This window comes from Mycobacterium sp., from assembly GCF_035633495.1.
Lineage (GTDB): Bacteria > Actinomycetota > Actinomycetes > Mycobacteriales > Mycobacteriaceae > Mycobacterium.
Window position 1 is genome coordinate 60,735 of the sequence record NZ_DASQEU010000150.1, and the last position, 20,756, is coordinate 81,490.

Here is a 20,756-nt window from a genome sequence, read left to right on the forward strand (position 1 = left end):
AATGACTTCCTCGAACACCGTCCACGACTTGATCATCATCGGATCCGGCCCTGCTGGTTATACCGCGGCCGTGTACGCCGCACGTGCACAGCTCAAACCGTTGGTGTTCGAAGGGGTGCAGTTCGGCGGCGCCCTGATGACCACCACCGAGGTGGAAAACTTCCCCGGGTTCAAGGAGGGCATCACCGGACCCGAGCTGATGGAGGAGATGCGCGAGCAGGCCCTGCGGTTCGGTGCCGACCTCCGCATGGAGGACGTCGACGCGGTCTCGCTCGACGGCACGGTCAAGACGGTCACCGTCGGCGACGAGACGTTCCACGCCCGCGCCGTCATCTTGGCGATGGGCGCGGCCGCCCGGCAGCTCGGCGTGCCGGGTGAGATGGAGCGCATCGGCACCGGCGTCAGCACGTGTGCGACGTGCGACGGCTTCTTCTTCCGCGACCAGGACATCGCCGTGGTCGGCGGCGGCGACTCCGCGATGGAGGAGGCCACCTTCCTCACCCGGTTCGCGCGCAGCGTCACCCTGATCCACCGTCGCGACGAGTTCCGCGCTTCCAAGATCATGCTGGAGCGGGCCAAGGCCAATCCGAAGATCGCCTTCCTCACCCACACCGCGGTCACCGAGGTGGAGGGTGAGCCGAAGGTGACGGGGCTGCGCCTGAAGGACACCGTGACCGGTGAAGAGTCGAAGCTGGCCGTGACGGGTGTATTCGTGGCGATCGGCCACGACCCGCGCTCGTCGTTGGTGAGCGGCCAGGTCGATCTCGACGACGAGGGCTACGTCGCGGTCGAGGGACGCGCCACCAGCACCTCGATCGACGGCGTGTTCGCCGCCGGTGACCTCGTCGACCACACCTACCGGCAAGCCATCACCGCCGCGGGCAGTGGTTGCGCCGCGGCGATCGACGCCGAGCGCTGGCTCGCCGACAGCGACGACCCAGAACTCAACCCACCCGCTGCAACCGATTCCTAACCCGAGGAGCACCACATGAGCGAAACCACCAGCGCCACCGTCGCCGTCACCGACGACTCCTTCTCCAGCGACGTCCTGTCCAGCAGCACGCCCGTGCTGGTCGACTTTTGGGCGACGTGGTGCGGTCCGTGCAAGATGATCGCCCCCGTGTTGGAGGAGATCGCCACCGAGAAGGCCGGCGCGCTGACCGTGGCGAAGCTCGACGTGGACGCCAACCCCGGCACGGCCCGCGACTTCCAGGTCGTGTCGATTCCGACGTTGATCCTGTTCAAGGACGGCCAGCCGGTGAAGCGGATCGTCGGGACGAAGGGCAAGGCCGCGCTGCTGCGCGAACTGTCTGACGTCGTCTAAACGTCCTTTCCCGATCGGAACCGAACGGCTTCCGACCGGCCTGGAGGTTTCTGAATTTTCGGTTCCGTCTGCGACAATTCTGGTTATGTCTAGTGTGCGCCGCGGCGACCGGGGAGCCCCGGTGGTCGAGATTCGGTCGGCGCTGGCGGCGTTGGGCCTGCTAAACAGCCCGGACGACGATCTGACCACCGGCAAGCACGTGGCCTTCGACGCGTTCGACGACGAGCTCGATCAGGCCGTACGTGCCTTTCAGCAACATCGCGGGCTTCTCGTCGACGGCGTCGTGGGTGAGGCCACCTACCGCGCGCTCAAGGAAGCGTCCTACCGGCTGGGCGCACGCCCCTTGGCTCACCAGTTCGGTGCGCCGATGTACGGCGACGACGTCGCTACCCTTCAGGCACGACTTCAGGACCTCGGTTTCTACACCGACCTTGTCGACGGTCACTTCGGGTTACAGACGCACAATGGTCTGATGTCCTACCAGCGGGAGTACGGTCTCTATCCCGACGGCATCTGCGGCCCAGAGACGTTGCGCTCCTTGTACTTTCTCGGCTCGCGGGTAACCGGTGGCTCGCTCCACGCCATTCGCGAGGAGGAGCTGGTCCGCCGCTCCGGCCCGCGGTTGTCCGGCAAGCGCATCATCATCGATCCGGGCCGCGGTGGCGACGACCACGGGCCCATCATGAGTTCGCCGGCCGGACCCATCAGCGAGGCAGACATCCTGTGGGACTTGGCAAGTCGTCTCGAGGGACGGATGACGGCCATCGGCATGGAGACGTTCCTGTCTCGACCGGTGGGGCGTAGTCCGTCGGATGCCGAGCGCGCCGAGACGGCCAATACCGTTGGCGCCGACCTCATGATCAGCCTGAGATGTGCCGCGCTTCCCGGCTCCCCCGCCAACGGCGTCGCGTCGTTCCACTTCGGCAACTCCCACGGCTCGGTATCGACCATCGGCCGCAACCTTGCCGACTTCATTCAGCGAGAACTGGTGGCGCGAACCGGATTACGGGACTGCCGCACCCACGGCCGCACCTGGGATCTGGTGCGCCTGACACGCATGCCGACCGTCCAGGTCGACGTCGGCTACATCACCAACCCCCACGACCGCGATCTGCTGGTGTCGCCTCAGGCACGCGATTCACTCTCCGAGGGAATCCTCGCGGCCGTGAAGCGGCTCTACCTGCTCGGCAAGAACGACCGTCCGACGGGCACCTTCACCTTTGCCGAACTACTCGCCCACGAACGGTCGGTCGAGCAGGCTGGCGGACGCGCTGCCCAGGGCTGACCGCCTCACGAACACGGGTTCGCGCCGGCTCCCACTGGCTGCTGGAGTTGGGCACTCACCAGTAGCCGCTCCAATGCCGCCTCGACGTCGGCCTTCCAGCCGAGTCCCTGCTCGAGTTCGAGTCGCATGCGTGGGAAGTACCGATGCGGCGCGACGATCTGAAATCCGACGTCTCCGAGGAAGTCCGCGTCGATGACGCACTGTTCGACCGAGCAGTCGCCGAGCGTCGCGACCGCTGACCGTAGATCGGGCGAGACCAGTTGCGGGTCGGCGAGTTCGGCTACCTCAGCCGTCCTTCCGAAGGCTTCCAACGCGCGGACACCGCGCCGCACCAGGTCCCCGATGACCGCGGCCATCAGCGCGCGAGTGAGCCCGTCGCCGTCATCTCCCGATTCCACGCCGACCGTCGTCAACAACACCGCATCGGCGCTGACGGGTCCCGTCGGAAAGAGCGCGGCACGCGGCACCGCACGCGGCGGCGCGTAGAACGCGAACCCGAGACAGGGTTCGTCACCGCTGGTTGCCGATGCGGCGAAGCCGGCTTGATCCGGTTCGCACGCGACCGCCATCTGTCCGCACGAGCCCCACTCGAGCATGACCATGGACAGCCAGGCTTCCTTCTCGAATTCCGGGTCGGCCAGGTGATCGTCGCCCGGCAAGGTCGACGGATCCACCTCCCAGAACACACATCGCCGCGCGTGCTTGGGCAGTTGCTCGAAGCCTTCGAGCCGCAGCGGCGTGATTCGTGCTGACACTAGACTCCCCGCGTTTCTGATGGACCTGACGGCCGTGGCCGCCACTCCAGGATAGGAGGGCGCGACGAGTGCGGCTCGACTTCGCATCGGAACGTCACGCTGAGATGAACCTCTGCCGTAACACGTTGCTGCACAAGGGCTTAGCTCCTCTGGATGACGACAACACCGGGCTGGGGGCATCGATGTGTCACAGTGACGTAATTACGCCTATGGGTAGGTCATGCCTTCGACGCGTTCATCAGGTCCACTATGCGTTGAAGGTCATCGACGGACCCGAACTCGACGACGATCTTGCCCTTGCGTTTGCCGAGGCTGACCGTCACCCGGGTATCGAACGCCGAAGACAGTCGCTCAGCAACGTCCTGGAGACCTGGCATCTGAATCGGCTTCCGCCGTTGGGCCGGCGACGGGTCGTGAACGCCGTCCCGGTTGGCCAAGGTGACGGCCTCTTCCGTCGCACGGACCGACAGGCCCTCTGCGACGATCCGCGCCGCCAGCTCCTCTTGCTTGTCGGGTCCGCTCTCGAGTGCCAGTAGGGCGCGCGCGTGACCGGCGGACAGCACTCCCGCCGCGACGCGGCGTTGCACTGCGATCGGCAGCCGCATCAATCGGATCATGTTGGTGATCACCGGACGCGACCGCCCGATGCGCGCGGCGAGCTCCTCGTGCGTCACCCCGAACTCGTCGAGGAGCTGCTGGTACGCCGCCGCCTCTTCCAACGGGTTCAGCTGGGCGCGGTGGATGTTCTCGAGCAGGGCGTCGCGGAGCATGCTTTCGTCAGCGGTCTCGCGCACGATCGCGGGGATCGCGGTCAGACCGGCCTCCTGGGCGGCCCGCCACCGCCTCTCCCCCATGACGAGTTGGTAGCGCAGCTTCCCGCCGACCGGTTCGAGCGCGCGCACGACGATGGGCTGCATGAGACCGAACTCGCGGATCGAGTGCACCAGTTCGGCGAGCGCGTCCCCGTCGAAGGCCTGCCGCGGTTGCTTCGGGTTCGGCTCGATGGTCGAGGGTTCGATCTCCCGGTACACGGCGCCGACGTCGTCGGCCGCTGGGGCGGAGGTCGTCGGCGCGCCGCCGTACATGACGTCCGCCGCGGCGTCGCCCATCGCCGGGCTCATGTTCCCGGGGCCGTCACTCGGGCCGGTCGGGATCAACGAGGCGAGCCCGCGGCCGAGACCGGATCGCTTGGGTGGCGGGGTCATGCTTGTTCCTTCCCTCTCTTGGCGCGTTCCGCGATTTCACGGCTGGCGTCGAGATAGCTCATCGCTCCCCGCGATCCGGGGTCGTACTCCAGGATCGTCATGCCGTACCCCGGCGCCTCGGACACCTTGACGCTTCGGGGGATCACCGTCCGCAGCACCTTCGCGCCGAAGTGGGAGCGGACGTCGTCGGCGACTTGATCGGCGAGCTTCGTTCGGCCGTCGTACATCGTGAGGATGACGGTCGTGACGTCGAGGTGTGGATTGAGGTGTGACTTCACCATCTCGATGTTGCGAAGTAGCTGCCCCACGCCCTCGAGGGCGTAGTACTCGCACTGGATCGGGATGAGCACCTCGGGGGCAGCGACCAGGGCGTTGATCGTCAGCAGGCCGAGCGACGGCGGACAGTCGATGAAGACGTAGTCGAAGTCGTGCTCCTGCAGAGTTGCAAGAGCATTCCGCAGTCGACCTTCCCTCGCCACCATGCTGACGAGTTCGATCTCGGCGCCGGCGAGGTCGATCGTCGCGGGCACGCAATACAGCCGTTCGTTGTACGAGCTCTGCTGCAGCGCCTCCCCGAGGGTGATCTCCCCGATCAGCACCTCATACGACGACGGTGTGCCGGGACGATGCTCGATGCCGAGCGCCGTGCTGGCGTTGCCCTGCGGGTCGAGATCGATGACGAGAGTCCGCAGACCTTGCAGCGCCAGCGCCGCCGCTACGTTGACGGCGGTGGTCGTCTTACCGACGCCGCCCTTCTGATTGGCGATCGTGAACACTCGTTGGCGGGGCGGCCTCGGAAGCTGTTGGCCCTTCGCGCCGTGCAGAACACGGACCGCGCGTTCGGCTTCGGCGCCAATGGGGGTGTCGGCGACTGCCGGGTTCTTCCACGCTTCGTCGGCGGGCGGCTGCCATGTTTCACGTGAAACATTGGGGGGCGGGGTTGGCGACGTGGCTCCGGGAGCGTTCCCCTCGCCGGTCGGCGGTGGCGTCACTTGCTCCTCCTCGTCGGCCCGTTGGGCCGTGATGATCGTCGATCCTGGGTGCGGGCCGGCTTCCGGTGCGCTGACCCGGACGGCCGGCGCACTCCCCCCGGCTGGCTCCCCCGGACCGCTACGACCACGGTTACGGGCGGAGTCAAATAGTTCACGCCACATTCCATCACCTTCACGTCGACAGCACCCAGCGAGCTCATCACCCGGCGGTGTTCCTCAATCTCCGCGCCTGCTCGCTCGCCCTTCATGGCGAGCATCCGGCCGCCCGGTCGGAGCAATGGCAGACACCACCGCGTCAACTTATCGAGTGATGCGACGGCGCGGGACGTAACCACGTCGATCTCCCCCGCCGCGTCGCGTACTGAGCGCTCTTCGGCGCGACCCCGAATGACCGTGATCGGGAGGTCGAGGAGCTCGACGGCTTCGGCGAGGAAGTCGGCCCGACGGAGAAGGGGCTCAATGAGTGTGATGCTCACGTCCGTGCGCGCGATGGCCAGCGGGATGCCGGGCAGCCCGGCGCCGCTACCGACGTCGGCGACACGATCCCCTGCCGCGAGAAGCTCACCGACCGCACCGCTGTTCAGAATGTGGCGGTCCCACAGCCTCGCCACCTCTCCAGGGCCGATGAGGCCGCGCTCGATGCCAGCGCCGGAAAGCAGCGCGGCATACCGTGCAGCAGTCTCCAGTCGGTCACCGAAGACGCCGGCGGCGGCGGCAGGCGCTGGGGGCGCTTCACCATGTTTCACGTGAAACATCCTCCGAATCCGAGGCCACGATGGGCTGGAACTACATCGATGTAACTCGGGGCGTCAGACCGGCAGGACGACAACGCGCCGCGACGGCTCAGCGCCCTCGCTCTCACTACGCACACCGTCGATCGCCGACACCGCATCGTGAACGATCTTCCGCTCGAAGGGCGTCATCGGCTCGAGCTCTTCACGCTCACCGCTGGCCAGCACGCGACGAGCGATCTTGTCGCCCAGAGCCGCCAGTTCGTCACGGCGGCCGCGTCGCCAGTGAGCGACGTCCAGCATCAGGCGGCTGCGCTCCCCCGTCTTCTGGTGCACAGCGAGCCGGGTCAGCTCCTGGAGCGCGTCGAGCACCTCACCCTTGCGACCGACGAGCTTCGCGAGGTCGCTTCCTCCGTCGATGCTCACCACCGCGCGGTCACCTTCGACATCCAGGTCGATGTCCCCGTCGAAGTCCAAGAGGTCGAGGAGTTCCTCGAGGTAGTCGCCAGCGATCTCACCTTCGGCGACCAAGCGATCTTCAAGGTCCACCGACTTGGGCGCTTCGCCCTCGATCTCGGTCCGTTCGGTCGTATCGGCGTCAGTCATTTTCGTCCTTACTTCCTTGCCTTCTCATCCATCAGCGGCCACCCAGGGCCGACCTGAATCGGGGACTTGTCAGGGCCTTCGCTTCTTGGGGCGATTATTGGTGCGGCGGGGCCCACGGTTCGCTCCGCCGCCGGTTTTGGATGCAGTGGGCTTTCCGTTCGAGCTTGGTGTGGAAGTCGAACCGAGGGCGGGTTTCGACGCGGGTTCGGTACTGGCGTCGTCCACGGTTTCCTGTCCGCCGTGTTCCGTGAGCTCGGCGGGCGGCGTGGACTTCTCCCCACCTCCGGCGCCGTTCGTCGGTGGCCGCTTGCGCTTCACCTTGGGCTTGGAACCGGGGACCGGAGCGTTGGACGCCCGGCGCGCGAGCTCCTCCTCCTTCTTGAGCTCCTCTTCCTTCTCTATGCGGCCGAACACGTAGTGCTGCTGGCCGTAGGTCCAGATGTTGTTGGCCACCCAGTACAAGATGACCGCAAGGGGAAGGAAGGGCCCGCCGACGACGACGCCCAGCGGGAAGACGTACAGCGCAAGCTTGTTCATCATCGCGGTCTGAGGATTGGCGGCGGCCGCGACGCTCTGGCGGGCCACCGACGCGCGGCTGTTGAAGTAGGTCGCGATGCCGGCCAGGATCATCAGCGGCACACCGACGGCGATGACCGCGATCCGGTTGAACTCCTCGAATGCGCCCAGACCGACGGTCTGGATCATCGACGCGCCCAGTGGTGCGCCGAACAGATGGGCATCCAGGAAGTGCCCGACGTCGGTGGCGCTGAAAACGTAGTTCCCGAGCGATCGATTCTCCTCGACCGTCAGCCCGAGGCGCCCGAACCCGGTCTGTGTCCGGTTGAAGGAGTTCAGCACGTGATAGAGACCGATGAACACCGGAATCTGCGCGAGCATGGGCAGGCAGCCGAGGATCGGGTTGAACCCGTGTTCCTTCTGCAGCTTCTGCATCTCGAGCGCCATGCGCTGACGGTCCTTACCGTACTTCTTCTGCAGTGCCTTGATCTGTGGCTGCAGTTCCTGCATCTGCCGGGTCGTCCGGATCTGACGGACGAACGGCTTGTACAGAATTGCTCGCAGGGTGAAGACGAGGAACATCACCGTCAGGCCCCACGCGAAGAAGTTGTCCGGGCCCAGGATGAAGGCGAATACCTTGTACCAAACCCACATGATCGCCGAGACCGGGTAGTAGATGACGTCGAGACTGAACCAGTTAAACAAACGAATCGCTCCTCAGCGTCGCGGCATCCACAGCCACGTCACGTCGCTCCGGAATTGGGTCCCATCCACCTTGGTGCCACGGGCCACACTTGGCCAGGCGTACCAAGGACAACCAACTCCCCCGCACGAATCCGAACTCCCGGAGCGCGTCGACGGCGTACTGGCTGCACGTCGGCGTGAACCGGCAAGATGGTGGTCGTAGCGGAGAGATCATCGTGCGGTAGAGCTCGATGACGTAGATGACGCTGCGCGCGAGAACGCCGGCGATACCACCGCGGCTCATCGTCGGACTTCAGAATTCGCATTGATTCGCCGAAGCGCGGTGCGCACTTCCTGTTCGAGCCGGGCCGATATCGTGTGACGGCTGCTGGGCAGAGCCCGGATCACTACTTTGTCGCCTGGCCCCAGATCTTCGATCACCTCACGCGCCACGTGACGCAGCATCCGCGAGACACGATGCCGCTGCACCGCCGTGCCGACCGATTTGGACACCACGAGGCCGATCTTCGGGACGCCAGACCCGCCGTCGGATGCCTTCAACGCGTGCACGACCAGGTCGGGTTGCGCTGCCCGCACACCACGACTGACGGCGAGGCCGAAGTCCGTTGACCGCGTCATCCGGTACTGAGCCGGAAGCACCGCGCTAAATCCTGCGTCGAATCACGCAGTGAGAGAGCGGCGGCCCTTGCTACGCCGGCCCGACACGATGGCGCGGCCAGCGCGCGTGCGCATCCGCAGCCGGAAACCGTGCACCTTGGCACGGCGCCGGTTGTTGGGCTGAAAGGTCCGCTTGCCCTTGGCCACGGCTGTTTCTCCTCAATGAAGGTTGCGCCCACCCCCATCGCGCACATGAAACTCATGTCCGTCTGGAAGCAGCCGCGGTACGTACGCTTCGTTCGTCTCGCTTGCTAGCCCCGGCGCGTGAACCCGATGATCCGAGTCGCAGCCGTGCCGCCACGTTCGGGCGACTATTTGAGGGTACTGACGAGATTTCCCTAGGTCAAACCTGCTTCTCCCGGTGACGAATCCACCTCATTCTTCACACCAGTCACCATTCAACACGGGAGCCCGCGGCAGCCCCGCTCAATGTTGCAGAACTGTTGGCACCCGGCAATAAAACTGTTAGCTTCTGCCAAGGCCATCTCAGAAGAGACGGCGCTGGACGAAGAAGTGAGGACGGCCGCGCGACCGCCAGCCCACGGTGCATCGAGCAGTGTGACGAGCTCCGGGACCGCTGCCTCCACACGTGTACGCAACGACACAACGACCGGTGTCGGTTATCCACAGTCTGTGGATAACCATGTGGACATCCGGTCATTGCCATTCGGCCAACCCTGCCTGGCCCAGAGGGGGAACGTCTCCGTTGACCGCAGACCCCGACCCGCCGTTCGTCGCAATCTGGAACGACGTCGTTGCGGAACTCAACGGTGACATGGCGCCCGACGCAGCGCCCGGCTTCGCGGCACCAATTCTCACCCCCCAGCAACGAGCATGGCTGAAGCTGGTCAAGCCCCTCGTCATCGCCGAGGGGTTTGCCCTCCTGTCTGTTCCCACCCCGTTCGTCCAGAACGAGATCGAACGACACCTTCGCGAGCCGATCATCTCCAGTCTCAGCCGGCGGCTCGGCCAGCGCGTCGAGCTGGGCGTCCGCATTGCGACTCCCGACCCCGACTCCGCTCGCGACGACGAACTTCGAGCCGAGTCACTGCCGGACCCCGACGAAGTCGATGACGACAAGGAAGCACTCGCGAGTGCCGAGGAGAGTTGGCCGACCTACTTCACGAACCGGGCGCAGAACTCCGCCACCAGTGACGTCAGCCTGAACCGCCGGTACACGTTCGACACGTTCGTCATCGGCGCCTCCAACCGATTCGCCCATGCCGCCACCCTGGCCATCGCCGAGGCACCGGCGCGCGCGTACAACCCTCTCTTCATCTGGGGCGAATCCGGTCTCGGCAAGACTCACCTTCTCCACGCGGCCGGGAACTACGCGCAGCGACTCTTTCCTGGCATGCGGGTCAAGTACGTTTCGACCGAAGAATTCACCAACGACTTCATCAACTCGCTGCGCGACGACCGCAAGGCTTCTTTCAAGCGCAGCTACCGGGACATCGACGTACTCTTGGTCGACGACATCCAGTTCATAGAAGGCAAGGAAGGCATCCAGGAGGAGTTCTTCCACACCTTCAACACGCTGCACAATGCGAACAAGCAGATCGTCATCTCCTCCGACCGGCCCCCGAAGCAGCTCGCCACCCTGGAGGACCGGCTGCGAACCAGATTCGAATGGGGTCTGATCACCGACGTTCAGCCACCGGAACTCGAGACCCGCATCGCGATCCTGCGCAAGAAGGCGCAGATGGACCGGCTGGACGTCCCCGACGACGTCCTGGAACTCATCGCCAGCAGCATCGAGCGCAACATCCGCGAGCTCGAAGGCGCTCTCATCCGCGTAACGGCGTTTGCTTCGCTCAACAAGGCTGCGATCGACAAGTCGCTCGCCGAAATCGTTTTGCGCGACCTCATTTCAGACGCCAGCACGATGCAGATCAGCATCGCGACGATCATGGCCGCCACGGCCGAGTACTTCGAGACCACGATCGACGATCTCCGCGGCCCCGGCAAGACCCGGGCGCTGGCTCAGTCCCGCCAGATCGCGATGTACCTGTGCCGTGAGCTCACGGACCTCTCTCTTCCCAAGATCGGCCATTCGTTCGGCCGCGATCACACCACCGTGATGTACGCCGAGCGGAAGATCCGTGGCGAGATGGCGCAGCGGCGCGAAGTCTTCGATCACGTCAAGGAACTCACCACGCGGATCCGTCAGCGCTCCAAGCGCTGACCGTCTCTCACCGCACCACTGCCTTCCAGCCCACGCCGGCGTCTTAGTGCTCACATTCTTCGAGAATCTTCTGACCCTGCCGCATCACCAGTCACACCAAGACCTCGTGGACTACTCGTGCACAGTTCGTGGACGAACCGATCGCCGCCACCGCGCCCGTGCACACGACAGCCGGCCGTCCCCAGCTCGCCGAAGTACACGCATCGGTTGTGCACGAGTAACCCACGAGTTCGCACCGCACCCGACCAGCGAAAGTGCCCTGCGATCCACAGCTTCCACAGCACCTAATACTGTTACTCATCTATTCATCAAGGATCTCTACTAAAAGAAGCACCTGGGGAACGTGCCCTGTTGGGCGTCCCAACTGCCGGCCTCACGGGACGTTTGTCACTCCGATCGATTAGCTTTCAAGTTGACGCCGAAGGCTCTACGGTGGGTCTTCGACAACCGGAACGGTCGTCGAACCGCAGCGTGGTGACACGTCCGTGAGGCACCCGTAGATCCGCTGCTAGTGCTGATAGCTGGGGTTTCACCGAAGGGGACGCTTGTGGACGTAGCGACGACGACGCTTGGTACCGACCTGAAGTTTCGCCTGGTGCGCGAAGACTTCGCCGACGCCGTGGCGTGGGTCGCCCGTATTCTGCCGACCCGGCCCACCGTGCCGGTCCTCTCCGGCGTGCTCCTGACCGGCTCAGACGAGGGTTTGACGATCTCCGGTTACGACTACGAGGTTTCTGCCGAGGTCCGAGTAGCAGCTGAAATTGCCTCGCCGGGAAGCGTTCTGGTATCCGGTCGCCTGTTGTCCGACATCACCAAGTCGCTGCCCGCCAAGCCCGTGGACGTCAGCGTCGAGGGCACCCGGGTGTTGCTGAGCTGTGGCAGCGCCCGGTTCTCGCTACCGACGATGGCCGTCGAGGATTACCCGACGCTGCCGTTGCTGCCCGATGAAACCGGCGTCGTGGCCTCCGACCTGTTCGCGCAAGCCATCGGCCAGGTGGCCGTCGCCGCTGGACGCGACGACACGTTGCCGATGCTGACCGGGATTCGCGTCGAGATTTCCGGTGAGAAGGTGGTCTTGGCGGCTACCGACAGGTTCCGTCTCGCCGTGCGTGAACTGACCTGGTCCACGGACTCCGCAGACGTCGAAGCCGCCGTCCTCGTTCCGGCGAAGACGCTTGCCGAGGCGGCGAGGGCAGGTAGCGATGGAGCCGACGTGCACTTGTCTCTCGGCGCCGGAGCATCCGTCGGCAAGGATGGGCTGTTGGGTATTCGCAGCAACGGCAAGCGCACGACGAGCCGGTTGCTGGATGCCGAGTTCCCCAAGTTTCGTCAACTCCTGCCGGCCGAGCACACCGCGGTGGCCACCGTCGGCGTCGCCGAGCTGACCGAGGCCATCAAGCGCGTGGCCCTGGTCGCGGACCGAGGTGCGCAGGTGCGAATGGAGTTCTCCGAGGATTCGCTGCGTCTCTCGGCGGGCGGTGAGGACGCCGTCGGGCGGGCCGAGGAAGACCTGCCGGTGGAGTTCTCGGGTGACCCCCTCACCATTGCCTTCAACCCCACGTATCTGACCGACGGTCTTGGTTCCTTGCACTCGTCGAAGGTGACGTTCGGTTTCACGACATCCAGCCGTCCCGCAGTGTTGCGGCCAGCGGGTGAAGATGATGATGCGTATGTCGGTGCCAGCGGTCCCTTTCCGGCCGCCGAGACCGATTACGTCTACCTGTTGATGCCGGTGCGGCTCCCGGGCTGACCGGCCTTATCGCCATGAAAGAGGCGCACATGCAACTCGGGCTGGTCGGTCTCGGCAAAATGGGCTTCAACATGCGTGAACGCCTTCGCAAGGGTGGACACGAAGTCATCGGATACGACCCTCGACCCGAGGTGACGGATGTCCGCGACCTCGCTGGTCTGGCGGCGGCTCTCACAGCGCCCCGGGTGGTCTGGGTGATGGTCCCCTCTGGAGTGGTCACCGACAGCACCGTCGTCGGTCTGTCGAAAGTCCTCAGTTCGGGTGACCTGCTCATCGACGGTGGCAACTCCCGCTACACCGAGGACGCGCCCCACGCAGCGCTGTTGGGGGAGAAGGGAATCGGTTTCATCGACGCTGGCGTCTCCGGTGGCATCTGGGGTCTCACCGAGGGTTACGGCCTCATGGTCGGTGGCAGTGACTCCGACGTGGCCAAGGTGATGCCGATCTTCGACACCCTCCGCCCGCCGGGACCCCAGGAGGACGGGTTCGTTCATGCCGGACCGGTCGGCGCGGGTCACTTCGCCAAGATGGTGCACAACGGTGTCGAGTACGCCATGATGACCGCCTACGGCGAGGGCTACGAGATGTTGGCCGCCGAGGACCTCATCAAGAGCCCGCAGGCGGTGTACCAAGCGTGGAGCAACGGCACCGTCGTTCGGTCGTGGCTGCAGCAGCTCCTGGCCAAGGCGCTCAGGGAGGATCCCGAGCTCGCCGAGATCCGGGGCTACACCGATGATTCGGGTGAAGGACGTTGGACGGTGGAGGAAGCCATTCGCCTACGGGTTCCCGTGCCGGCCATCGCAGCCTCGCTGTTTGCCAGATTCCTTTCTCGACAAGAAGACTCGCCGACTATGAAGGCGGTGGCCGCACTCCGCAACCAGTTCGGTGGCCATGCGGTTCAAAGGATCAGTGAATCCGGATAGGTGTACATACGGCAACTGGGCCTGACAGACTTCCGTTCCTGGTCGCGACTCGAGCTGGAGCTGGAGCCAGGGCGCACGGTGTTCGTCGGGCCCAACGGATTCGGTAAGACGAATATCGTTGAGGCGCTGTGGTATTCGTCCACCCTCGGTTCTCATCGGGTGGGGACGGATGCTCCGCTGATTCGTACCGGGGCTGAACGGGCGATCGTATCGACGATCGTCGTCAACGAAGGACGCGAGCTGGCGGTGGACCTGGAGATCACCGCGGGCCGCGCCAACAAGGCGAGGTTGAACCGGTCCCCCGTGCGCAGTGCGCGCGAGATCCTCGGCGCGTTGCGCACGGTGCTGTTCGCGCCGGAGGATCTCGCGCTGGTCAGGGGTGAGCCGGGCGAGCGTCGCCGCTATCTCGACGAGCTCGCCACCACTCGACGTCCAGTGGTGGCTGGTCTACGCGCGGACTACGACAAGGTGCTTAGGCAGCGCTCGGCCCTACTGAAAACCGCTGCGGGATCACGCTTTCGCGGTGACTCAGGAGCGCTGGACACACTGGACGTGTGGGATGGTCACCTGGCGAGCCACGGTGCCAAACTCATCGCCGCCCGGGTCGACCTGCTCAACCTGCTGGCCCCGGAGATCCAGAAGGCGTACCAGCTGTTGGCGCCCGCGTCCCGTCCGGCGTCGGTTAGGTACCGCAGTTCGGTGGAGGCCGTCGAAGTGGAAACGGCCAGTGCGGCGGCCAACACCGAGATCTTCGAAGCCGGACTCCTCGATGAGCTCGCGCGCAAGCGGTCGGCCGAACTGGAGCGCGGGGTGTGTCTCGTCGGGCCGCATCGCGACGACGTCGAACTCCGGCTCGGTGATCAGCCCGCCAAGGGTTTCGCAAGCCACGGTGAGTCGTGGTCCATGGCCTTGTCACTGAGACTTGCTGCCTACGAACTGCTTCGGTCCGAGGGGACCGACCCCGTGCTGCTTCTCGACGACGTCTTCGCCGAACTCGACAACGCGCGGCGGCGTGCGCTGGTCGAGGTGGCGGCATCCGCCGAGCAGGTTCTGGTGACGGCGGCGGTCGCGGAGGACATCCCCCAGGACTGGGATGCGCGCAGAATGGTGATCGGCATGCGCGATGACGACTCGGGTCGACTGTCGGAGGTGATCGAGTGACGGATTCGACTGATGACGACACACCAGTGGAGCCGCCGGCCGCGCTGGCCCACCTGAGGGGCATGGACCTGGTCCGGCGCACCCTGGAGGAGGCGCGGGGTGCCGCGCGAAGTCAGGGCAAGGACGTGGGGCGCGGCCGAACGTCGTCCACGAAGGACGTCCCGGCACGGGGTGCGCGCAGACGGTGGTCCGGGCCCGGACCCGACTCACGTGATCCGCAGACGCTGGGAAAGGCGACCTCCGAACTCGCCAAGAGCCGCGGGTGGTCACCGCGTGTGGCAGAAGGATCGGTCTTCGGACAGTGGGCGACGGTCGTCGGCGACCAGATCGCCGAACACGCGAACCCGGCCGCGTTGCGCGACGGGGTATTGACCGTGGAGGCCGAGTCGACGGCGTGGGCGACGCAGTTGCGGCTCGTTCAGGCTCAACTGTTGGCCAAGATCGCGGCCGCCGTCGGCGACGGTGTGGTCACCAGCCTGAAGATCATCGGTCCGGCCGCTCCGACGTGGCGCAAGGGTAGATACAACGTGCCGGGCAGAGGTCCGCGGGACACCTACGGATGACGGTCGCGGCGTTGGTTCTGAGAGCGCCGACAACGGTTGGTGGCGGCTGATCGGTCCTCGGGACGCATCGGTGAGCGAGAAATTCCGCGCACGGGTCATTTAGGTGCGTAGAAACGCCGCCTCAGAGTCAGTCCTGACAGCGGGTGACGGTAGGCTGATCAGAGACTCGCGGGGCGCTCTATCGCCCTAGCTGGCTTCCCAGCCTCAAGAACAAGGAGACGCGTTCAACGTGCCTGCCCAGAAGAAGAGTGCTCCCAAGGAGTACGGCGCCGAATCCATCACCATTCTCGAGGGTCTCGAGGCAGTCCGCAAACGTCCGGGCATGTACATCGGATCCACCGGTGAGCGGGGCCTGCACCACCTCGTCTGGGAGGTCGTGGACAACGCTATAGACGAAGCCATGGCCGGTTACGCCACCAGGGTCGACGTCAAGATTCTTGGCGACGGCAGCGTCCAGGTCACCGACGACGGCCGCGGCATCCCCGTCGCCATGCACTCCACGGGTGTTCCGACGATCGACGTCGTGATGACGCAGCTGCACGCCGGCGGCAAGTTCGGTGGCGAGAACAGCGGCTACAACGTCAGCGGTGGTCTGCACGGCGTGGGAGTGTCCGTGGTCAACGCTTTGTCGACCAGGCTCGAGGCCACAGTTCTCCGTGACGGCCACGAGTGGTTCCAGTACTACGACCGATCGATCCCCGGCACCTTGAAGCAGGGTGGGACGTCCAAGAAGACGGGCACCACGATCCGGTTCTGGGCTGATACCGACATCTTCGAGACCACTGTCTACGACTTCGAGACCGTGGCACGGCGCCTCCAGGAGATGGCCTTCTTGAACAAGGGGCTGACCATCGACCTGATCGACGAGCGGGTCACCGCCGAGGACGTCGTCGACGAGGTGGTCAGCGATACTGCGGAAGCACCGAAGTCGGCCGACGAGAAGGAGGCGGAGGCCAAGGCCCCGCACAAGGTCAAGCACCGCACGTTCCACTATCCGGGCGGCCTGGTCGACTACGTCAAGCACATCAACCGCACCAAGACGCCGATCCAGCAGAGCATCATCGACTTCGACGGCAAGGGTCCGGGCCACGAGGTCGAGATCGCGATGCAATGGAACGCGGGCTACTCGGAGTCGGTGCACACCTTTGCGAACACCATCAACACCCACGAGGGCGGCACGCACGAAGAGGGTTTTCGCAGCGCCTTGACGACGGTGGTCAACAAGTACGCCAAGGACAAGAAGATTCTCAAGGAGAAGGACCCCAACCTCACCGGTGACGACATCCGCGAAGGCCTCGCGGCGGTGATCTCGGTGAAGGTCAGCGACCCCCAGTTCGAGGGACAGACCAAGACCAAGCTCGGCAACACCGAGGTGAAGTCGTTCGTTCAGAAGATCTGCAACGAGCAGCTCAGTCACTGGTTCGAAGCGAATCCCGCCGAGGCGAAGACCGTTGTGAACAAGGCGGTTTCATCGGCGCAGGCACGGATGGCGGCCCGCAAGGCGCGAGAGTTGGTACGCCGCAAGAGCGCGACGGACATCGGCGGCCTTCCCGGCAAGCTGGCCGACTGCCGCTCGACGGACCCTCGGCTGTCGGAAGTCTATGTGGTGGAGGGCGACTCGGCCGGTGGTTCGGCCAAGAGCGGCCGCGACTCCATGTTCCAGGCGATCCTCCCCCTGCGTGGCAAGATCATCAACGTCGAGAAGGCCCGCATCGACCGCGTGCTGAAGAACACCGAAGTCCAGGCGATCATCACGGCCCTCGGCACGGGCATCCACGACGAGTTCGACATCACCAAGCTGCGCTACCACAAGATCGTGCTGATGGCCGACGCCGACGTCGACGGCCAGCACATCTCGACGCTGCTGCTGACGCTGTTGTTCCGATTCATGAAGCCGCTCATCGAGAATGGGCACGTCTTCCTGGCGCAGCCTCCGCTGTACAAGTTGAAGTGGCAGCGCAGCGAACCCGAGTTCGCGTACTCCGACCGCGAGCGCGACGGACTGTTGGAGGCCGGTCGGGCCGCCGGCCGAAGAATCAACACCGAGGACGGCATTCAGCGCTACAAGGGCCTCGGTGAGATGGACGCCAAGGAACTGTGGGAGACCACCATGGATCCCAGCGCCCGGGTTCTTCGTCGGATCACCCTGGACGACGCCGCCGCGGCCGACGAACTGTTCTCCATCCTGATGGGTGAGGACGTCGAAGCCCGTCGCAGCTTCATCACTCGCAACGCGAGAGACGTCCGCTTCCTTGACGTTTGATCCTTCGAACCAATCCCGAGTTGCTCATAGACGAGCGAGGAGCACATGACAGACACCACCCTTCCTCCCGGCGACGACGGCGCCATCACCGACCGCATCGAACCGGTCGACATCCAGCAGGAGATGCAGCGCAGCTACATCGACTACGCGATGAGCGTCATCGTCGGGCGTGCGCTTCCCGAGGTGCGTGACGGCCTCAAGCCCGTGCACCGTCGCGTGCTCTACGCGATGTACGACTCCGGGTTCCGACCCGACCGCGGTCACGCGAAATCGGCTCGCTCCGTTGCCGAGACGATGGGTAACTACCACCCCCACGGCGACTCGTCGATCTACGACACGCTGGTCCGGATGGCGCAGCCGTGGTCGCTGCGCTACCCCCTAGTCGACGGGCAGGGCAACTTCGGTTCGCCGGGCAACGACCCACCGGCGGCGATGAGGTATTGCGTCACCGGTGATGCGTTGGTGAGCCTGCCCGAAGGTCAGTCGATCCGGATCGGTGATGTCGTACCTGGCGCGAAGCCCAACAGTGACAACGTCATTGATCTGAAAGTGCTTGACCGACACGGAAACCCGGTCGTCGCAAACCGGCTCTTCCACTCAGGCCAACATCGGACCCATACGGTCACGATTGCGGGCGGCGAGACGGTCACGGGTACGGCGAACCATCCGCTGCTGTGTCTCGTGGACGTCGCAGGCGTCCCGACACTGCTGTGGAAGCTGATTGAAGAGCTGCGCCAGGGCGACGTCGTGACTGTGCGCGCCGAGTGTGTGGATTCCCGACGTAGTTCAGCCAAGAACTCGACGACAAGCCCCACAGTCGACGTCCCCGGACTGGCAAGCTTCCTCGAGCGTCACGGCGATGATCCCGACGCCCAGACAATCGCGAGCGAGCTGACGGACGGCCGGTTCTACTACGCCCGCGTCGCGAACGTCACGGATGCCGGCGTGCAACCGGTCTACAGCTTGCGCGTCGATACCGACGACCACAGCTTCATCACCAATGGTTTCGTAAGTCACAACACCGAGGCACGTCTCACGCCGCTGGCGATGGAGATGCTGCGTGAAATCGACGAGGAGACAGTCGATTTCATCCCGAACTATGACGGCCGGGTGCAAGAACCCACCGTCCTGCCCAGCCGCTTCCCCAACCTGTTGGCCAACGGTTCGGGCGGCATCGCCGTCGGCATGGCCACCAACATGCCGCCGCACAACCTCCGCGAACTGTCGGAAGCGGTGTTCTGGTGCCTGGACAACTTCGAGGCCGACGAAGAGGCTACGTTGGCCGCGGTCACGGAGCGGGTCAAGGGGCCCGACTTCCCGACCTACGGGCTGATCGTCGGATCCCAGGGCATCCACGACGCGTACACCACCGGCCGCGGTTCGATCCGCATGCGGGGCGTCGTCGAGGTCGAGGAGGACTCCAAGGGGCGGACTCTTCTGGTCATCACCGAACTCCCCTATCAGGTCAACCACGACAACTTCATCACCTCGATAGCCGACCAGGTTCGCGACGGCAAGCTCGCGGGGATCTCCAACATCGAGGACCAAAGCAGCGACCGCGTGGGGCTGCGAATCGTCGTCGAGGTCAAGCGTGACGCAGTGGCGAAGGTCGTGCTGAACAATCTCTACAAGCACACCCAGCTGCAGACCAGCTTCGGCGCGAACATGCTGTCGATCGTCGACGGTGTCCCGCGCACGTTGCGGATCGACCAGCTGATCCGCTTGTACGTCGTGCATCAGTTGGACGTCATCGTCCGGCGGACCACCTACCGGTTGCGCAAGGCCAACGAGCGCGCCCACATCCTGCGCGGCCTGGTCAAGGCGCTCGACGCACTCGACGAGGTCATCGCCCTGATCCGCGCCTCGCAGACCGTCGACGTCGCGCGTTCGGGCCTGATCGACCTGCTCGACATCGACGACATCCAGGCCCAGGCGATCCTCGACATGCAGTTGCGGCGCCTGGCCGCCCTGGAACGTCAGCGCATCGTCGACGATCTGGCCAAGATCGAGGCGGAGATCGCCGACCTCGAGGACATCCTGGCCAAACCGGAGCGCCAGCGTGCGATCGTCCACGACGAGCTCGCGGAGCTCGTCGAGAAGTACGGCGACGACCGGCGCACCCGAATCATCCCGGCCGACGGCGACGTCGCCGACGAGGACCTCATCGCCCGCGAAGAGGTGGTCGTCACGATCACCGAGACCGGCTACGCCAAGCGGACCAAGTCCGACCTCTACCGCAGTCAGAGGCGCGGCGGCAAGGGGGTCCAGGGCGCAGGCCTCAAGCAGGACGACATAGTTCGGCACTTCTTCGTCGGTTCCACCCACGACTGGATCCTGTTCTTCACCACCCAGGGCCGGGTCTACCGGGCGAAGGCCTACGAACTGCCGGAGGCGTCGAGGACGGCCCGCGGTCAACACGTCGCGAACCTGCTGGCCTTCCAGCCCGAGGAACGCATCGCCCAGGTGATTCAGATCAAGAGCTACGAGGACGCTCCGTACCTGGTGCTCGCCACCCGTAACGGCCTGGTAAAGAAGTCCAAGTTGACGGACTTCGACTCCAACCGCTCGGGCGGCATCGTCGCGGTCAACCTTCGTGACGGAGACGAACTGGTCGGCGCCGTGCTGTGCTCGGCCGACGAGGACCTTCTGCTCGTGTCGGCAAAGGGCCAGTCGATTCGCTTTTCGGCGACCGACGAGGCCCTACGTCCGATGGGCCGCGCAACGTCCGGCGTGCAGGGCATGCGATTCAACGAAGAGGACCGACTGCTGTCGCTCAACGTGGTGCGGGAAGGCACATACCTGCTGGTAGCGACGTCGGGTGGATACTCGAAGCGCACCGCCATCGAGGAGTACACCCCGCAGGGGCGTGGCGGCAAGGGCATCCTGACGATCCAGTACGACCGCCGACGTGGCACTCTGGTCGGAGCCTTGATCGTCGACGAGGACACTGAGCTGTACGCCATCACCTCGGGTGGGGGTGTCATCCGGACCGTGGCACGTCAAGTGCGCAAGGCCGGGCGGCAAACCAAGGGCGTGCGCTTGATGAACCTCGGTGATGGCGACACACTGATTGCCGTCGCCCGCAACGCCGACGAGGATGCCGACGACGACGCAGAGACTGACCCGAGCTAAGGA

Annotated in this window: 19 protein-coding genes; 10 read left to right on the forward strand and 9 right to left on the reverse strand. The window is 64.9% G+C overall.

Going from position 1 to position 20,756, the window contains the following annotated elements; all coding sequences use genetic code 11:
* Window position 1: 1 nt before the first annotated feature.
* The 3 genes from trxB to VET27_RS22535 all read left to right on the forward strand — a co-directional run bounded on the left by trxB (window position 2) and on the right by VET27_RS22535 (window position 2,609).
* A complete protein-coding gene (trxB, locus tag VET27_RS22525) occupies window positions 2-973 on the forward strand; it encodes a thioredoxin-disulfide reductase (protein ID WP_526521822.1) in 972 nt (323 codons plus the stop codon).
* 15 nt (window positions 974-988) lie between these two features.
* Window positions 989-1,324 carry a thioredoxin gene (trxA, locus tag VET27_RS22530; protein WP_526521823.1) on the forward strand — a complete coding sequence of 112 codons (336 nt, stop codon included), beginning with the start codon at window positions 989-991 and terminating at the stop codon, window positions 1,322-1,324.
* A gap of 85 nt (window positions 1,325-1,409) precedes the next feature.
* A complete protein-coding gene (locus VET27_RS22535; RefSeq protein ID WP_526521824.1) occupies window positions 1,410-2,609 on the forward strand; it encodes an N-acetylmuramoyl-L-alanine amidase in 1,200 nt (399 codons plus the stop codon).
* A 5-nt stretch (window positions 2,610-2,614) separates the two neighbouring features.
* On the opposite strand, the gene VET27_RS22540 is transcribed toward VET27_RS22535, so the two are convergent.
* The 9 genes from VET27_RS22540 to rpmH all read right to left on the reverse strand — a co-directional run bounded on the left by VET27_RS22540 (window position 2,615) and on the right by rpmH (window position 8,923).
* Complete coding sequence (locus VET27_RS22540) at window positions 2,615-3,364, reverse strand: acetyltransferase (RefSeq protein ID WP_526521825.1); 750 nt, start codon at window positions 3,362-3,364, stop codon at window positions 2,615-2,617.
* Window positions 3,365-3,582: 218 nt separating this feature from the next.
* The gene (locus VET27_RS22545; protein WP_526521826.1) at window positions 3,583-4,569 is read right to left on the reverse strand and encodes a ParB/RepB/Spo0J family partition protein; all 987 of its coding nucleotides are present in this window, start codon (window positions 4,567-4,569) and stop codon (window positions 3,583-3,585) included.
* On the reverse strand, window positions 4,566-5,561 hold the full coding sequence (locus VET27_RS22550; protein WP_526521827.1) for a ParA family protein: 996 nt from the start codon (window positions 5,559-5,561) through the stop codon (window positions 4,566-4,568). Before VET27_RS22550 ends, VET27_RS22545 begins: the two co-directional genes overlap by 4 nt.
* Window positions 5,558-6,316, reverse strand: a complete 759-nt coding sequence (gene rsmG, locus VET27_RS22555; RefSeq protein WP_526521828.1) for a 16S rRNA (guanine(527)-N(7))-methyltransferase RsmG — start codon at window positions 6,314-6,316, stop codon at window positions 5,558-5,560. Before rsmG ends, VET27_RS22550 begins: the two co-directional genes overlap by 4 nt.
* Window positions 6,317-6,370: 54 nt before the next feature.
* The gene (locus VET27_RS22560) at window positions 6,371-6,898 is read right to left on the reverse strand and encodes a Jag family protein (RefSeq protein WP_526521829.1); all 528 of its coding nucleotides are present in this window, start codon (window positions 6,896-6,898) and stop codon (window positions 6,371-6,373) included.
* Window positions 6,899-6,967: 69 nt separating this feature from the next.
* Window positions 6,968-8,119 carry a membrane protein insertase YidC gene (yidC, locus tag VET27_RS22565; protein ID WP_526521830.1) on the reverse strand — a complete coding sequence of 384 codons (1,152 nt, stop codon included), beginning with the start codon at window positions 8,117-8,119 and terminating at the stop codon, window positions 6,968-6,970.
* Complete coding sequence (yidD, locus tag VET27_RS22570; protein WP_526521831.1) at window positions 8,112-8,402, reverse strand: membrane protein insertion efficiency factor YidD; 291 nt, start codon at window positions 8,400-8,402, stop codon at window positions 8,112-8,114. The genes yidC and yidD overlap by 8 nt, the downstream gene beginning before the upstream one ends.
* Complete coding sequence (gene rnpA, locus VET27_RS22575) at window positions 8,399-8,758, reverse strand: ribonuclease P protein component (RefSeq protein ID WP_526521832.1); 360 nt, start codon at window positions 8,756-8,758, stop codon at window positions 8,399-8,401. Before rnpA ends, yidD begins: the two co-directional genes overlap by 4 nt.
* Window positions 8,759-8,779: 21 nt before the next feature.
* The gene (rpmH, locus tag VET27_RS22580; RefSeq protein ID WP_149479713.1) at window positions 8,780-8,923 is read right to left on the reverse strand and encodes a 50S ribosomal protein L34; all 144 of its coding nucleotides are present in this window, start codon (window positions 8,921-8,923) and stop codon (window positions 8,780-8,782) included.
* A gap of 559 nt (window positions 8,924-9,482) precedes the next feature.
* Here rpmH and dnaA point away from each other — a divergent pair.
* From dnaA to gyrA, 7 genes are all read left to right on the forward strand, one after another.
* Window positions 9,483-10,961, forward strand: coding sequence for a chromosomal replication initiator protein DnaA (dnaA, locus tag VET27_RS22585; protein WP_526521833.1), 1,479 nt, complete (start codon window positions 9,483-9,485; stop codon window positions 10,959-10,961).
* A 547-nt stretch (window positions 10,962-11,508) separates the two neighbouring features.
* Entirely contained in the window at window positions 11,509-12,711 is a 1,203-nt protein-coding gene (gene dnaN / locus VET27_RS22590; protein WP_526521834.1) for a DNA polymerase III subunit beta, read from the forward strand.
* A 29-nt stretch (window positions 12,712-12,740) separates the two neighbouring features.
* On the forward strand, window positions 12,741-13,634 hold the full coding sequence (gene gnd, locus VET27_RS22595) for a phosphogluconate dehydrogenase (NAD(+)-dependent, decarboxylating) (RefSeq protein WP_526521835.1): 894 nt from the start codon (window positions 12,741-12,743) through the stop codon (window positions 13,632-13,634).
* Entirely contained in the window at window positions 13,635-14,795 is a 1,161-nt protein-coding gene (recF, locus tag VET27_RS22600) for a DNA replication/repair protein RecF (protein WP_526521836.1), read from the forward strand.
* Complete coding sequence (locus VET27_RS22605) at window positions 14,792-15,358, forward strand: DUF721 family protein (protein ID WP_526521837.1); 567 nt, start codon at window positions 14,792-14,794, stop codon at window positions 15,356-15,358. The genes recF and VET27_RS22605 overlap by 4 nt, the downstream gene beginning before the upstream one ends.
* A gap of 229 nt (window positions 15,359-15,587) precedes the next feature.
* Window positions 15,588-17,621: a DNA topoisomerase (ATP-hydrolyzing) subunit B gene (gene gyrB, locus VET27_RS22610; protein ID WP_526521838.1), complete on the forward strand. Its 2,034-nt coding sequence runs from the start codon at window positions 15,588-15,590 to the stop codon at window positions 17,619-17,621.
* 45 nt (window positions 17,622-17,666) lie between these two features.
* Window positions 17,667-20,753: an intein-containing DNA gyrase subunit A gene (gyrA, locus tag VET27_RS22615; RefSeq protein ID WP_526521839.1), complete on the forward strand. Its 3,087-nt coding sequence runs from the start codon at window positions 17,667-17,669 to the stop codon at window positions 20,751-20,753.
* The last annotated feature ends 3 nt before the right edge of the window (window positions 20,754-20,756 follow it).

Coding starts and splice junctions, on each gene's coding strand:
- trxB (WP_526521822.1), top strand. CDS start 2: ATGACTTCCTCGAACACCGTCCACGACTTGATCATCATCGGATCCGGC.
- trxA (WP_526521823.1), top strand. CDS start 989: ATGAGCGAAACCACCAGCGCCACCGTCGCCGTCACCGACGACTCCTTC.
- VET27_RS22535 (WP_526521824.1), top strand. CDS start 1,410: ATGTCTAGTGTGCGCCGCGGCGACCGGGGAGCCCCGGTGGTCGAGATT.
- VET27_RS22545 (WP_526521826.1), bottom strand. CDS start 4,569: ATGACCCCGCCACCCAAGCGATCCGGTCTCGGCCGCGGGCTCGCCTCG.
- rsmG (WP_526521828.1), bottom strand. CDS start 6,316: ATGTTTCACGTGAAACATGGTGAAGCGCCCCCAGCGCCTGCCGCCGCC.
- VET27_RS22560 (WP_526521829.1), bottom strand. CDS start 6,898: ATGACTGACGCCGATACGACCGAACGGACCGAGATCGAGGGCGAAGCG.
- yidD (WP_526521831.1), bottom strand. CDS start 8,402: ATGAGCCGCGGTGGTATCGCCGGCGTTCTCGCGCGCAGCGTCATCTAC.
- gnd (WP_526521835.1), top strand. CDS start 12,741: ATGCAACTCGGGCTGGTCGGTCTCGGCAAAATGGGCTTCAACATGCGT.
- gyrA (WP_526521839.1), top strand. CDS start 17,667: ATGACAGACACCACCCTTCCTCCCGGCGACGACGGCGCCATCACCGAC.